General features: G+C 74.6%; 9 protein-coding genes and 1 pseudogene. 8 read left to right on the top strand and 2 right to left on the bottom strand.

Annotation, left to right across the window (positions count from 1 at the left end):
• The 3 genes from ACIRRH_RS32760 to ACIRRH_RS32750 all read left to right on the top strand — a co-directional run bounded on the left by ACIRRH_RS32760 (position 1) and on the right by ACIRRH_RS32750 (position 3,699).
• Positions 1-813 (top strand): maleylpyruvate isomerase family mycothiol-dependent enzyme, encoded by an 813-nt coding sequence (locus ACIRRH_RS32760; RefSeq protein ID WP_403074585.1) that lies wholly within the window; start codon positions 1-3, stop codon positions 811-813.
• A gap of 243 nt (positions 814-1,056) precedes the next feature.
• The gene (locus tag ACIRRH_RS32755) at positions 1,057-1,998 is read left to right on the top strand and encodes an SbcC/MukB-like Walker B domain-containing protein (RefSeq protein ID WP_403074583.1); all 942 of its coding nucleotides are present in this window, start codon (positions 1,057-1,059) and stop codon (positions 1,996-1,998) included.
• A gap of 378 nt (positions 1,999-2,376) precedes the next feature.
• Entirely contained in the window at positions 2,377-3,699 is a 1,323-nt protein-coding gene (locus tag ACIRRH_RS32750; protein ID WP_403074581.1) for a cytochrome P450, read from the top strand.
• Positions 3,700-3,795: 96 nt separating this feature from the next.
• On the opposite strand, the gene ACIRRH_RS32745 is transcribed toward ACIRRH_RS32750, so the two are convergent.
• Positions 3,796-4,254, bottom strand: coding sequence for a MarR family winged helix-turn-helix transcriptional regulator (locus tag ACIRRH_RS32745; RefSeq protein WP_403074579.1), 459 nt, complete (start codon positions 4,252-4,254; stop codon positions 3,796-3,798).
• A 112-nt stretch (positions 4,255-4,366) separates the two neighbouring features.
• Between ACIRRH_RS32745 and ACIRRH_RS32740 the strand changes: the two genes are divergently transcribed.
• The 5 genes and pseudogenes from ACIRRH_RS32740 to ACIRRH_RS32720 all read left to right on the top strand — a co-directional run bounded on the left by ACIRRH_RS32740 (position 4,367) and on the right by ACIRRH_RS32720 (position 8,441).
• Entirely contained in the window at positions 4,367-5,638 is a 1,272-nt protein-coding gene (locus ACIRRH_RS32740; protein ID WP_403074577.1) for an alpha/beta hydrolase, read from the top strand.
• 270 nt (positions 5,639-5,908) lie between these two features.
• The gene (locus ACIRRH_RS32735) at positions 5,909-6,352 is read left to right on the top strand and encodes a helix-turn-helix transcriptional regulator (protein ID WP_403074575.1); all 444 of its coding nucleotides are present in this window, start codon (positions 5,909-5,911) and stop codon (positions 6,350-6,352) included.
• Between the two features lie 58 nt (positions 6,353-6,410).
• Positions 6,411-7,178 (top strand): hypothetical protein, encoded by a 768-nt coding sequence (locus ACIRRH_RS32730; RefSeq protein WP_403074573.1) that lies wholly within the window; start codon positions 6,411-6,413, stop codon positions 7,176-7,178.
• A gap of 94 nt (positions 7,179-7,272) precedes the next feature.
• Positions 7,273-7,689: pseudogene (tpg, locus tag ACIRRH_RS32725) on the top strand (telomere-protecting terminal protein Tpg); the annotation flags it as partial.
• Between the two features lie 77 nt (positions 7,690-7,766).
• Entirely contained in the window at positions 7,767-8,441 is a 675-nt protein-coding gene (locus tag ACIRRH_RS32720; RefSeq protein ID WP_403074572.1) for an aspartate/glutamate racemase family protein, read from the top strand.
• A 377-nt stretch (positions 8,442-8,818) separates the two neighbouring features.
• Here ACIRRH_RS32720 and ACIRRH_RS32715 read toward each other — a convergent pair whose 3' ends face one another.
• The gene (locus ACIRRH_RS32715) at positions 8,819-12,193 is read right to left on the bottom strand and encodes a S8 family serine peptidase (protein WP_403074570.1); all 3,375 of its coding nucleotides are present in this window, start codon (positions 12,191-12,193) and stop codon (positions 8,819-8,821) included.
• Positions 12,194-12,563: the final 370 nt, after the last annotated feature.

Here is a 12,563-nt window from a genome sequence, read left to right as displayed (position 1 = left end):
ATGACGTCCCCCCAGCACTCTTCCGCTGCCGCGCGCACCGCGCTCTTCGAGGCGGTCACCGCGGTCGGCGACGAGGCCGTCGCCCTGCTCGCCGGCTGCCGCGGCGACACCCGGATTCCCGGCTCCGCGTGGACGGTCGCCGAGGCGGCCGCCCACCTGGCGATGGCCAACGAGCTGATGGCCGCACTGGCCGTCGGCGAGGAACGGCCGTACGGGGACGGCACCCCGGGGTCGCTGGCCGCGGCGAACGCGGCCTCGCTGGCCGAGCGGCCCGAGCGGGACCCGGCCGTGCTCGCGGAGGAGATCGCCCGGCAGACACGGGAGTTCGCGGCGGCGGCCGGCCCGCGCGCGGGCACCGAGCCGGTGCTGACCCCGCTCGGCCGGATGGACCTGGACACCCTCGGCGCCTACCTGCTGACCCACATGCTCGGCCACCTCTACGACATCGCCGTCGCCCTCGGCCGGCCGCACCCGATCGACCGGCAGCGTGTCGAACTGACGATGCCGTTCCTGCGAACGGCCATGCCACGGGTGACGGACGCCCGGACCGCGGCCGGCCACAGCGCCTGCTACCGGCTGCGGGTCCGAGGCCTGGACGGGTTCGCGGTGACCTTCACGGACGGCGCCGCCGCGGTGAGCCAGGAGCCGCCGCGCCGACCGGACTGCACGATCCTCGTCGAACCGGTGACGTTCCTCCTCCTCGCGCTGGGCCGCTGCACCGCCACCGGCGCCCTCGTCCGCGGCAAGGTGCTCGCCTGGGGCCGCCGACCGTGGTTGGCCCCGGCCTTCCCCGGGCTGTTCACCGCCCCCTGAACCCCGCCAGGATGGTCGGCCGGCTCACGGGAATGCCCGCCACGTCGGTCCCTGGAACGCCTGCCGCACCCTCATTGTCCGCCCCGGATGACACATGATCCGAACCAGACCCAACCTGGCGGAAGTTGACGTCTTCTTTGAATTTCTGCGCCGAATTACATTGAACTGGACCAGCGCATCATCACGCTCACCCGGCACAGGGACCGCCTCGCCGACGTCATCGAACACGCCCGGCGGACCACGGTGGCGGCCACCCGCCACACTGACGCCACCGAGACCGCCCGCAACAGCGCCGCCGAGGCCGGGTTCCGCACGCTCGACGAAGCCACCGACGCCCTTCAGCCCGTCACCGCCGTCCGGCAGTGGCAGACGGAGCTCGACCAGTGGGACAAGGACGACGCCGCCGTCGCCGACCTCCTGACCACCCCCGAGCTCGTCGACGCCGTCCGGCTGGCCCCCGCCGACCCCGCCGCGGCGCAGGCGGCAGTGGCCGCGGCCGAGGCAGCCGTCAAGGCAGCCGCCAACACCACCCACGAGGCCCACACCCGCGCCACCGAACTCCGCCGGCTGACGGACGAACTCACCCCGTCCGTGGCCACGTTGGAACGCCTGCGTGCCGACCACGCCCTGGCCGACCGTCTCGCCGAGGTCGCCGGCGGCCGCAGCACCGCCAACACCCTCAGCATGGAACTGGAGGCGTACGTCCTCGCCGGCCGCCTCAAAGAGATCGCCACCGCGGCCAACACCCGGCTGCTGACCATGACCTCCGAACGCTTCCAGCTGGTCTACAGCCAGGACAAGGACCCCGGAAAGGGCCGCGCCAAGGCGGGCCTGACCCTGCGGATCCTCGACAACTGGACCGGGCTGGAACGCGAGACCGCCACCCTCTCGGGAGGAGAGACCTTCACCACCTCCCTGGCTCTGGCACTCGGCCTGGCCGACGTCGTCACCGGCGAAGCCGGCGGACGCCCCCTGGGCGTGCTGTTCGTCGACGAGGGCTTCGGCAGCCTGGACGAGCAGAGCCTGACCGACGTCATGGACGTCCTCGACCAACTCCGCGCAGGCGACCGCGCGGTGGGCGTGGTCAGCCACGTCGGAGACCTCAGCAACCGCATCCCCACCCAGCTGCACATCCGCAAGGAACGCAACGGCTCGACCGTCCACTCCGTGCTGGCCGATGCCTAGGTGTTCTGACCTGTCAGGTCGGCCGGCGGCCGCGCCACCGGCAGCAACCCGGGAAACCTCCGCCCGAGCGGGCCGGGCCGCCGAACCGCCCGCCGTCGATACCCGACCCGGCGGCCCCGGAGGACGAAGCGGCCCGGTTCAGGTCCGGAGAACTCCGAGCACCGCAGGCTCGACCAGGTGCCCGGCCAGGGCGGCGGCCGCGGTACGCGCCCCCGGACCGGGTGCACCACCCCCGTTCGCTCCCACCGCTCCCGCCCGGCCGCTCCGGCTCCTTGGCCGCCCGCCCACCGGCTGCTGTACTGCTGCTGCGTCCGGCCGGGGCTCCGCAACCCCGGCGGCACACGGCGGCGCGCCGTGGGCGCGCGCGAGGAGCACGAGATGACCGACATCGCGGTGGCCCCGGGCAGACTCCCGTTGCTCGGCCACGCCTGGTACCTGCGGCGCCAACCCCTGCCGTGGCTGCGCTCCCTCTACGACCGCGGCGACCTGGTGAAGGTCTACCTCGGCCCGCGGCCGGGCTTCCTGCCGGTCGCACCGGAGCTGCTGCACGACGTCCTCGTCACGAAGAACGCCGCCTTCGTCAAAGGGCCCTTCTACGACAAGTTGGAGCCGCTGATCGGCCGCAGCCTCGGTCTGCTCGCCGGCGAGGAACACGGCATCCGGCGCCGGCTCGTGCAGCCGGCCTTCCACATCAACATCGTCACGCGGTACTTCGACGTCGTCCGGGACGAAACCGAGCGCATGACGGCCCGGTGGCGGCCCGGTGACCGGCTCGCCCTGGACGACGAGATCACCGCGCTCATGCTCGCGGTCAGCGCGAAGTCCCTCTTCAGCGCAGACGTCGAGAACGAGGCGGTCCGCGTGGTGCAGCGCACGCTGCCGCTCGTCATGGAGGGGTTCTTCCGGCGGGCCTGGGCGGCCACCTCGATCCCCGAGAAGCTGCCGACCAGGCGCAACCGGGCCTTCGACGCGGCGATCCGGGACCTGCGCCGAGCCCTCTACGACCTGATCGTCGCCTACCGCGGCAGCGGCGACCGCGGCGACGTGCTCTCCATGCTGGTCTCGGCCCGCGACAGCTCGTCCGGGCAGGGCATGACGGACCTACAGGTGCGGGACGAGGTCATCGGCCTGCTCACCGCGGCCTGCGAGGACATCGGCACCACCCTCGCCTGGTCGTTCTGCACCCTGGCCGAGCGCCCGGTGGAGCAGGACCGGCTCCGGGCCGAGCTGGACGACGTCCTGGCGGGGCGCCGTATCGAGTTTCCGGACGTGGACCGCCTCGCGTACCTCCAGCGCTTCCTGAACGAGGTCCTGCGGCTGCGGCCGCCGTGGCTGACGACCCGCCACACCAGGGACAGCGTGGTGCTCGGCGGGCACACCATCCCGCCGGACACGACCGTCCTGGTCAGCCCCTACCTGCAGCACCACAACCCGCGCGTCTTCCCGGACCCGGAGAGCTTCCGGACCGACCGCTGGCTCCCCGAGCACGCGGGAGCACTGCCCCGGGGCGCCTACGTCCCGTTCGGCACCGGTGCGCACGTCTGCCCCGGGCGGCACTTCTCGATGCTCGTGGCGCGGACCGTGGTGGCCGTGGTGCTGAGCCGGTGGACGGTGGCGCTCCAGCCGGGGGCGAGAGTGGGGGAGAAGGTCGCGGTCTCGATCCACCCGACCAGCCTGCCGGTCGTCGTCGCACCGCGCTGACGCCGCCCGCGCCCTGGCCACGGCGACGGCGTCAGGGCGACCGGCAGCGCCCGCTGGGGCGTGTGCGTCAGGCGGGTCCCGGCGGCCGCCTCGTCCTCAAAGCCGGTCGTAGACGGCGGACAGCCGCTGCAGCACCTCGGTGGCCCGGTCGAGGGCGTCGTCGTCGTAGTCGCCCAGGTCGGTGTGCAGGGCCTCGGCCAGTGCCTGCCGGCGCTGGTCGTGCCGGGCCCGGCCGGTGTCGGTGAGGGTGACCAGGACGGAGCGCTTGTCCTCGGGCTGGCGGGTGCGGGTGACGTAGCCGGCCGTGACCAGGCCGTTGACCAGTTGGGTGGTGGCGGCGCCGGTGGTCTCGGTGCCGGCGGCGAGCTGGCTGATGGTGAGGGGGCCCTGTTCGGCCAGGGTGCGCAGGGCCCGGGCGTGGGTGAGGGAGAGGGCGCCCGGGGTGCGGGTGGCGCGTCCGCGCAGCCGGGCGTCGGCGGCGCTGAGGCGGTAGGCGGCGCGGGCCAGGCGGTCGAGCGCCCGGGCGCGGTCGTCGGCGGGTGGCGGCTCGGCCATGGTCGGTCCTCCTCGGCGGGTCGGCGGGTTGACAGCAGCCTAGCCTCAGTACTTAATGGCTAAGTACTTATTCATTAAGTGCTTAGCCAACTTGCTCGAAGAGGAGACCCCCATGACCACCCGTTCGACCGGCCAGAGCTGGGCCCTGGACACCGCCCTCGCCCAGGGCGGCTTCGACGCGCTGCACCCCGAAGCCGTCGGAACCATGGAACAACTGGGCCACGACCACACCGACTTCGCCAAGGTCTTCGCACTGGTCAGGAGCGGCGCGATGCTGCCCAAGGCCTGGGCGACGGTGGCCGGCCAGGCCGAGGAGCGCGCCGCCCACCACGAGCGCGGCGGTTTCGCGCAGACCGCCGCCGACCTCTACCTGAGGGCGGCGGTGATGTGGGGCAGGGCGCAGTACTCGCTCTTCGACGCGGCCGACCCGCGCAAGGCGGCCATGCGCGAGCGCGCCGACCACTGCGTGGCGCGCCTGGGCGCGCTGCGCGAGGGCCGGGTGCGGCGGGTGGAGCTGGACTTCGAGGGCTCGCGGATCTTCGCCCTGCTGCACCTGCCGGCCGGCCGGGTCGAGAACGCGCCGGCCGTCATCCTCGGCCCCGGAATGGACATGATCAAGGAGGACTACATCTGGGCGGCCGAGCGCTACTACACCTCGCGCGGCATGGTCGCGCTGTCCATCGAGGGGCCGGGCCAGGGCGAGAGCCGCGCCGGCGGGCTGACCGTCGACCTCGCCAACTACGAGCGCGCGATCGGCCGCTACCTCGACCACCTGGCCGCGCTCCCGGAAGTCGACGCCGACCGGATCGGCATGTTCGGCATCTCGATGAGCGGCTACTGGGGATCCCGGGCGGCCGCCACCGACCACCGCCTGGCCGCACTCGCCGCCTTCGAGGCCGTCACCGGCGACTTCACGACGATCTTCGAGCGCGCCCAGCCGACCTTCAAGAACAACTACATGTACATGGCCGGGTACACCGACGAAGAGGCCTTCGACCGCGACCTCGCCCACCGGATGCCGCTGGGCGACCTGGTGGCCGACATCACCTGCCCGGTGCTGTACGGGATCGGCGAGTTCGACGAGCTGACCGACCTCGGCCAGGCGCTGGAGAACTTCGAGCGCATCCGGGCGCCGAAGGAACTGCGGGTCTACGAGGACGAGTTCCACCCCCTCGGGGGAGTGGCGGCCGAGGTCTTCGGCTTCGGGGCGGAGTGGCTGGAGCGGGCCCTCGCCGGGGAGTTCGCCGACCCCGGACGGGACGTGCGCCACTACGTCCACCGCGACGGCCGCACCACCGACGGCAGTGCCGACCCCACCTGGTGGCTCGGCGCCGCCCCGACCGCCCTCGCCGACACCCGGCTCGCCGGCGCCCACCGGCGCTGAGCCCCGCGGCCGCCGCGGCGAACGCCGCCGTGCCGCAAGGGGTGCCGGTACGTGAATGCCGGCACCCCCGCCGCCTGCCGCCGCTCCGGAGAAGGGGGCATGCCGGAGCGGCCACCCGTTCGGGGCCGGTCTCCCGAAGCCGGCCGGGCGCGAACGAGCGTGGGGATTCCTGCCCACGGGGCGGCCCGGCTGCCCGTTCGCGTGAATGTGACTCAATACGTGCGATCCAGAAGTTACGTTCAGGCTAGAGTGTCGGACGGAGGTGAGGTCGTGAGCGATGACCTGTTCGCGGCGATCGACGCGCTGCTGGAGCGCCCGCGCCCGGTGGACGACCTGCCGGTGCCGACCGAGCGGGAGCGGCTGCGCAAGCTCGCCGGGCTCAAGCAGGACGACCTCGCAAGGGCCCTGTCGACCCGGCGGGAGACGATCGTGCGCTGGGAGGCCGGCGCGACGGAGCCGCGGCCGCCGAAGCGCGAGGCCTACATCCGGTTCCTGGCGACGCTGGCGCTACGGCACGGCACCGTCGAGCCGAGCGCGTGGCTGCGCCGGGCGCAGGCCGCCGGCCTCGTCCCCACCACCGCCCAGGTCCCGGGCGAGCCGGGCCCCGCCCCGGCCGAGGCCCCGGCGCCCGCCGCCGCGACGCCCGCCGCTCCAGGCCGCCGCCACGCCGTCAAGGGCGCGCAAGGCCCCGGCGAAGACGGCAGCCAAAGCTGAAGGCCCGTCCGACTGGGAGGCCGCCGCGGCCGCCAGATTCCCGGCCGGCCCGCTCGCGGTGCTCGACATCGCCCCCTCCGGCAGGACCCTGGTGGCCTACCTCGCCGACGTCGTCGAGTGGGCGCTGGAGACCAGGCTCGGCTCGCCGCGCCTGCACCGGCACGGCAAGGACGGCGACGCCCTGGTCGTCCTCACCGACGCCGCGCTCGCCGAGCTCGGCCTGCCGCCGATGGGCCGCGACGAGAAGAAGGACTTCGTCCAGCGCCTCGGCCGGCTCCCGAAGACCCACAAGGCCGTCAAACAGCTGGACCTGGCCGACCACGACCCGGCGGCCTTCCTGGACGCCATGGCCGCCCTCAAGACCGGAGACCCGGCCGAGCTCGCGGTGCTCACCGCCATCAAGCAGACCGCCAAGGGCACCATCGGCAAGTTCCGCGAGCGCCCCCGCGGACACGGCTACAAGCCCGGCGAACGCTGGCCCGCCCTGGACCGCCCGACCTGGGACCCGCTCATGCGCGCCCTCGTCATCGACACCGCCACCGTCAACATGCACCGCAAGCTGCGCCGCATGGCCGCCGACACCGGCCTGCACGCCATCGCCGTCCTCTCCGACTGCGCCGTCTTCGCCGCCCCCGGACCTGACGCCCTGGACATCCTCGCCAAATCCGACGGCACCCTCACCACCTCGCTGCGCCTGGGCGTCAGCCCCGGGCACGTGAAGTTCGAAGGCTCACGGCCGATGGGCGAGGTGCTGGAGCTGATCGCCGACGGCGCCAACCCCGGACGGCACATGAAGCCCGGCGGCCAGGCGTCCGTCGACGAGTAGCCGTTCCCCCACGCGGCCCGCCGGCACCGACCGGCGGGCCGCCCACCACGACCACCAGCAGTGACCGCCGCCCCGGCGGCCGGGAAGGAACAGCGTGAGCCGCGAGCTCGACGAGGGCCTGGAGCGTGCCGAGCGCACCCGCCCGATCCCGCAGTCCGTCCAGGCCCGGATGCGCTTCCTGCTCAAGGGCGCCAAGGGCTCCACCAAACGGCTCGCCGCAGACCTCGGCGTCTCCCAGCGCACCGTGCAGCGCTGGCTCAAGGGCCAGGGCACCCCGAAGCCGGCCGCAGCCAAGGCCATCGAGACCAAGGTCCGCGCCACCTGGCAGCCGCGGGTGAAGAAGCGGGTGCGCCGCGACGCCGAGAAGAACGGCTTCATGCTCCACATCAGCGCCACGTTCGGCTTCTCCTCGTCGGCCGGATCGACCGACGACCCCCGCCCCCGCGTGATCACCCAGAAGATGTCCGGCGACGTCGCCCGCCGCCTCTACGCCGCCCGGGACGCCGGAGCCACCCAGGCCGAGCAGGAGCGGGGTCCTGGCGCCCTCCCGGCATCGGGACCCCGACCGCGGCCGCTAGCATCGCGCGCATGCTGGCGCTGCTCCACACCTCGTCCGTACACGTCCCGGTCTTCGACGTGCTTCGCGACCGCGACCACCCCGGCCTGCCCCTGCGGCACATCGTGTCCGAGGAGTTGCTGGCCAGGGCCCGGACCGACGGGCCCGACGCCGTTGCGGGGGACATCGACCGGGCACTTGCCTCGGCGACCGCCGCGGGGGCCGCAGCGGTGTTGTGCACCTGCTCGACGATCGGTGGTGTCGCCGAGAGCCGGGCCGCGGCGCTGGGAGTGCCCGTGTTGCGCGTCGACCGTCCGATGGCGGCAGCCGCCGTCGCCGTCGCACCCGGCGGGGACCGGACCACGGCACACATCGTCGTGATCGCCGCACTGGCCGGCACCGTGGGCCCGACCGTGGACCTGATCGACGAGGAGGCCGCCCGGTGCGGCCGGTCGGTCACGGTGACGGCCACGGTGGTCGACGGTGCCTGGGGCCGGTTCGAAAGCGGTGACCAGGCCGGCTATCTGACCACGATCGCCGCCGCTGTCGAGGCCGTGGACGACGCGGACGTCATCGTCCTCGCCCAGGCATCCATGGCAGACGCCGTGCATCGGACCACGACCGCCGTCCCGGTCCTGTCCAGCCCGGCCCTGGGACTTCAGGCGGCTGCTGTCGCCGTGTCGTACCCCGCCAGGAGGACCGCGTAGGCGGCCGGCGCACTCGTGCCGACTGGATACAGGTCGAGGGCCTCCCGGAACTGCCCGGCCTGGAGGAGACGAGCGCACGCCGTCTCCGCCCCCGGCCCGCCCGCGTCGCGGACCGCTCTGAGGGCCGCGGGCCCACCGGCCGAGGGACCGGTCAGCACAACGGTGAACTCCGGATCCTCCACAGATCTCCCCACGTCGCCTGGAGTCGTGCCGGAGACCAGTCAACTGCCCGAACACCGCGCGGTCCAGGGAATATCGCGTCGCCCGGGGCGGGCGCTGCGCGCCGCCGCCAGGGCGACCGACGTGGTCACACCGCAGGCCGGATCGCGTCCCATCGCCGGTGGCCCGCGGATCACCCGCGGGCCACCGGCGGACGGTCAGGCTGTCAGGCGGTAGGCGCGCAGCACGGTCTGCTCGACGGTGGCGCCGTCGGCGGCTCGTGCGGTGGCCTTGAGCGAGACGAAGCCGCCGGCGCCCGTCGGCGGGTCGACGGTGACGCGGTAGCCGCCGTCGCCGGAGGTGACCGGGGCGTCCCGCCAGGTGGCGCCGTCGTCGAAGGAGACCTGCACGCTCAGGCTCGCGGTGGCCGAGGCCGGGGCGCCGCTCTGCCGTTCGACGGCGGCGAGCAGGGTGTGCTGCCGTCGCGGCGCCTGGTTGTCCGGGTCGACGGGGGCGGTGAAGCGGACGGTGTCGATCGGCAGTGCCGTGCTGCGGGCCCGGCCGTCGGGCCCGGGGGCGACGGCGGCCGAGCGGAAGGTCCAGACCGCCTCGACGGTGCCGGACAGCGTCGCCCAGGGTTCGGCCCGTACGGCCTTGGCGGTCAGCCGGTAGGCGGCGTCGGCTGCCGGCACGGCGAAGCGGGCCTGCTCCCGGTCGCTGCCGCCGATGCGCTGCCCGTCGCGTTCCAGTTCGAGGCGGACGGTGTCGTCCAGCCGCAGCGGCCACGGGGAGCCGATGTGGCCGGCGGAGGCGTCGCTGAACAGCTGCGGGGCCACGGTGAGGAAGCCGTCGCTGGTGCGGGCCATGGTGGCGCCGTCCTTGCCCGGGGCCAGGCCCGGGCCGATGACGGCGGCGTTCCAGCGTTCCGCGCAGGTCGCGCCGGCGGCGCAGCGCACCGTGCCGCTCTGGCTGGTGGCGGCGGGAGGGGCCATCTCGCCGCCGGGGCCGACGGCCTGACCGAAGGTCGTCTCGCGGAGCTGGTCCTTCACGGTGAAGTACTCGGTGCGGGTGGCCGGCAGCGCGAAGGTGGGCTGGCCGATGCTGAAGAGGCCGAGGCCGCCGGCGGACGCGAAGCTGCTGAACTCGCCCGCGGTGCCCGGGCCCTGGGCGAAGTAGCGGGTGTTGAGCGTGGCGAGTTCGCCGGCCTCGACGGTCAGGGCCGGCTCGGGCAGCCGGCCGGTGGTGTGCACCAGCAGGTCGTAGCGGTCCGGCAGCCGGCCGTTCTGCGTGGCCGGGCCCTGCTGGATGCTCTGCGCGGCGAAGTCGAGCCGGCCGGCGGTGGGCCGGGCGGTGGGGACGACGTACAGGTTGCCGGGCCGGGCCAGGACCGCGGTCGAGTCCGTGCAGTCGCTCCCGGCGGCGCTCCCGGTGGTGCGGTAGCAGTAGCCTGCGGCGAGCGACCAGCCGGTGGTGGCGCGGCCGGGGACGGTGACGGTCAGCTGCCGGCCCTCGCGGGCGTCGACGGCGAGCCGGGTGTCGCCGCGCAGCTCCAGCTCGGGCTGCAGGAACAGGGTCGAGGTGCGGCTCGCGGTGCCCGAGGCGGGGGTGACCAGCTCTCCGCCGAGGTTGTAGCGGCCCTCGGGCACGCGCGCGGTGGCGGTGCCGCCGGTGAACTGCAGCTGGTAGGCGTCGCGGGTGTCCAGGTTGACCAGCCTGATCGTCGACCAGGCGTTCCAGGTGCTCGGCCCGAGCGGCGCCCCGTTGCGGTCGACGGCCGTCACGGTGACGTCGTGCCGCACGGCCTCACGGGTGAGCGCGTAGGCGGTGGTGACGGCGGCCCCGCCGGGCCCGGTCGCGCGCACCCGCCCGGTCAGCGACGCCCCCGAGGGGACACGGGCCGGATCGACGCTCACGGTGGCCGACGCCCCGGCACCCGCAGGCACCGTCAGACGGGCGGGGGAGACGGTGAACGCGCCGGCCGCCGCGGTGGTCTCGACGGCCAGGTCCAGCGTGACGGGCGCCCCGCCGTCGTTGCGGTACTCGACCGTACGGGTGAGCGGCTCGCCGCCGGGCGGGCCCTCCAGGTGGATCCCGGTGCCCTCGGCGGTGGCGTACACCTCCTGGGCGGTGGCCCGGGCGAGGTCGACGCGCCCGGCGCCCTGCTCGTACGCGCCCTGGCCGGCGGCCGGCGCCGCGGAGGAGGTGAGCGCGGCCTTGAGCTGCGGGCCCTTCCACTGCGGGTGCTGCTGGGCGAGCAGGGCCGCGGCCCCGGCCACGTGCGGGGCCGCCATGGAGGTGCCGGAGATGGCCGTGTACCGGTCGCCGACCGGCTCCTGACCGTTGGTCCCGGCGGCCCGGGCGGCGACGATGCCGACGCCGGGCGCGGTGAGGTCCGGCTTGACGGCCTGGTCGCCGACGCGCGGTCCCCGGCTGGAAGAGCGGGCGAGCGCGCCGTCCCGGTCGACGGAGCCCACCGTCAGCGCGGCGTCGGCCGACCCGGGGGTGCCGACGGTGCCGGCGCGGCCGCTGTTGCCGGAGGCGGCGACGAACAGGGTGCCGTAGCGGGCGGAGAGCGTGTTGACGGCCTGGGCCATCGGGTCGGTGCCGTCGGTCGGGGCGCCGGTGAGGCTCATGTTGACGATCGGCGCCCGGGCCGCGGCCCACTCCATGCCCTGGAGCACCCAGGACTCCTGGCCGTTGCCCTCGTCGTTCAGCACCCTGCCGACCAGCAGCTCGGCGTCGGGGGCGACACCCTTGAACCGGCCGTCGGAGGCGGCCCCGGTGCCGGCGACGATCGAGGCGACATGGGTACCGTGCCCGTCCGGGTCGGCGGTCACCGGCGCGCCGGCGGCCCCGGTGAAGTCGGAGGTCTCGCCGAGGGAGCCGGCCACGTCGGGATGGCCCCGGTCGATGCCGCTGTCGAGCACCGCGACCTTGACGCCCTTGCCGGTCCAGCCGGAGCTCCAGGCCTGCGGGGCGCCGATCTGGGCGGTCGAGTGGTCGAGCGCCGCGGAGACCTTGCCGTCCAGCCAGACCTTGTCCACGCCGCCCGCGGCGAGCCCGGCGCCCGGCCGCGCGACCAGCTGCCACAGTTCGCCCGCCCGCGCCTTCGGGGCGCGCAGGGCCGCGCCGTGCACGCTCTCCAGCGCCCGTACGGCGGTGGCGCCGGCGGGCGGCGCGGCCGCGGCCAGGCCCGGGGCGCCGGTGTGCTCCGAGCCCAGGATCAGCGGCAGTTCGGCGGTGTGCGCGTCGTCGTAGCCCTGGGCGATCAGCCCGGCGACGTCGAACAGCCGGGGGTCCAGCCGCCCGGAGTCCAGCGGCCCGACCGCGTCCGAGGGGACGAGGTTGAGCGAGCCGGGCACGCCGGAGCGCTGGAGGAAGGTCACGTCCTCGCGCCCGGGCCCGGGCCGTACGCCGGCCGGCGTCACCGCGCCGTCGGCACCGACCCGGGCGGTGACCGTGTCACCGGTGATCAGGGTGACCTGGACCGGCCGGCCCGGCGCCGGCCCGTCCGCCCCGGCGTCGGGCGCCGGGGCGGGAGCGGCCCAGCCGGCCGGGGCGGCCAGTGTCGCGACCAGCGCCGCGCCCAGCACGGCGGCCGGCCACCGCCGGACCGTCCGTGGCCCTGGCCCATGCCTGTCGTACCTGCGGGTTCCTCGCACAGGTGTCCTCTCGCTCGGGCGGCACCACGGATCCCGGGGCCGCTCACCGGTTCTGTCGAGGAATCGACGGAACGGAGGGCAGCGGAGGATGTCATCCGATGATCAGAAACCCAGCGGACCTTCCCGCCCTCCGCGTCCGGCGGACCTTCCCGCCCCGCGCGACCTGCGAATTTTTTTCGCCCCCGTGACATCCCGGCACCGGGTGCGCTCCGTCGAGTGGGCAGAGACGAACGGAGGCACGCCCTGTGCGTAGCGCAGACCTGGAGGAGTTCCGCGGTTTCGCCGAGGAGCGGTTGCCGCA

Source organism: Kitasatospora sp. NPDC101235 (assembly GCF_044767505.1).
GTDB lineage: Bacteria > Actinomycetota > Actinomycetes > Streptomycetales > Streptomycetaceae > Kitasatospora.
Note: the sequence above shows the minus strand (reverse complement) of the source record. Positions and strands in the feature narration are given on the sequence as shown.